We start from the raw sequence: 2,126 nt of genomic DNA, 5'->3' as shown, positions 1-2,126 counted from the left end.
GACACGTAGATCGCCGACTACGCCCGGCGGGGGGCCCAGCACGCCCCCCCCCCCGCCGCGGCGGCCGCGCCCCCGCGCGGGGCGCGGACCGAGGGTGACCTGACAGCGCCACCCGCCGAGACTCCGGCGGAGCAGGGAGGCCACTGATGGCGGGCAGGCCGGGACCGGCACGCACCCGCGCGTCGGGCAGCGCCCGGCGGACCTACGCCGCCGGGACGCGCCGCGCGGTGGCCAAGCGCGGCAACGGCGGGCAGCGCGGCCGGTTCTCCGCGGTGCGCATCATCCTGGTCGCGGTGATGATCGCCGCGGGCGCGAAGCTGGTGCAGGTGCAGTGGTTCGAGGCGGGCGCGCTGTCGGCCGCCGCCGAGCGGCAGCGCACCCTCACCATCGACATCCCGGCCCAGCGCGGGTCCATTGTGGACCGTAACGGCGGGAAGCTCGCGTTCAGCGCGGAAACCCGCACGCTTTCGGTGAACCTCAAGGCCCTGCACAAGTCGATGGACGAGTTCGCCGCGAAGAACCCCGCCAGCGGACGGAACTTCGAGAACGAGGTCGCGGGCGCGGCGAAGTACATCTCGGCGAAACTGCCAGGGGTGATCAGCGAGCAGCAGCTGCTGACGCTGTTCCACAAGCCCGACGCGTTCACCTACCTGGTCAACAACATCGAGCCGTCGGTGGCCGCCGACATCGTCAAGAAGTACGCGTGGATCGGGGTGGAGAAGCGCGCCAAGCGGGAGTACCCGGGTGACTCGCTGGCCTCGAACATCGTCGGGCTGGCGAACTGGCGCATGGACGACCCGGACGTCTCCAAGCACAACATCCACGGGGTCGTCGGGCTGGAGGCCGCGCGCGACGACGACCTCGCGGGCACGCCGGGCCGCCGGATGGTGAACACGCAGAACGGCAACGACAACGTCGTCATCCCCGGTACCGAACGCGATCTCCAGGCCGCGATCCCCGGGTCGAACCTCGAGCTGACCCTCGATTCGGACGTCCAGTACGAACTGCAGCGGCAGCTGACGGACTACGTCGCGCAGTCGCACGCCAAGGGCGGCCAGGCCGTGGTGATGGACGCGAAGACCGGCGAGGTCTACGGGCTGGCCGACGCGAAGACGTTCAACCCCAACGATCCGGCGACGCTGCAGGACCCGGAGAACCTCAACGACCGGCCGGTCACCACGCCGTTCGAGCCCGGTTCGGTGAACAAGGTGGTCACCGCGACCGCGGCGATCGACGAGAACGTGGCCACACCGGAGTCGACCCTGCAGGTCCCGGGCAGCCTGAAGGTCGCCGACCGCACGGTGAACGACGCGTGGCCCCACGGCACGCAGACGTTCACCACGACCGGGGTCTTCGCGAAGTCGTCCAACGTCGGGACGCTGCTGCTGGCGCAGAAGGTCGGCGAGGAGCACTACCTCGACATGCTGAAGAAGTTCGGCATCGGCCAGAAGACCGGTATCGGCCTGCCCGGCGAGAGCGGCGGGTACGTGCCGCCGCGCAGCCAGTGGTCCGCGTCGACCTTCGGCAACCTGCCGATCGGCCAGGGCCTGTCGATGACGATCCTGCAGATGACCGGGATGTACCAGGCGATCGCCAACGACGGGCTGCGCGTCGAGCCGCGGATCGTGAAGGCGAAGGTCAGTCCGGACGGGACGGTCGTGCCCGAACCGGCGCCGAAGACCGCCCAGGTGGTCAGCCCGCAGACCGCGAAGACGGTGCGCGACATGATGCGCGCCGTGGTGCAGAAGGGCAAGGGCCAGGACGTCGGCACCGCGCCGAGCGCGGCCGTCGAGGGGTACCAGGTCTCCGGCAAGACCGGCACCGGCCAGCAGATCGACCCGAAGACGAAGGCCTACAGCGACACGCTGAACAACATCACCTTCGCCGGGATCCTGCCCGCCGACCACCCGCGGTTCGTGGTGGGCATCCGGCTCGACGCGCCCGACACGACGCTGCCCGCCGGGCACTCGGCCGGGCCGCTGTTCCACTCGATCGCGTCGTACCTCGGCCAGCGGTACCAGATCCCGATCTCGGACAGCCCCGCCCCGGTCGTCCCGCTGGTCCTGCCCTGAGCGCACGGCAAAGCGCCGTTAAGGCCACCTTACGGGCGTCCGACGCCCGTAAGG

1 protein-coding gene is annotated in these 2,126 nt (G+C 70.5%); it reads left to right on the top strand.

What is annotated here, in order from left to right:
- Positions 1–146 precede the first annotated feature (146 nt).
- The gene (locus ACFWY9_RS33745) at positions 147–2,072 is read left to right on the top strand and encodes a peptidoglycan D,D-transpeptidase FtsI family protein (protein ID WP_378324267.1); all 1,926 of its coding nucleotides are present in this window, start codon (positions 147–149) and stop codon (positions 2,070–2,072) included.
- Positions 2,073–2,126: the final 54 nt, after the last annotated feature.

Origin of the sequence: Amycolatopsis sp. NPDC059027, assembly GCF_042739735.1 — a bacterium.
Classification (GTDB): Bacteria; Actinomycetota; Actinomycetes; order Mycobacteriales; family Pseudonocardiaceae; genus Amycolatopsis.
The sequence above is the reverse complement of the archived record's forward strand: the minus strand, read 5'-3'. Positions and strand labels throughout refer to the sequence as shown.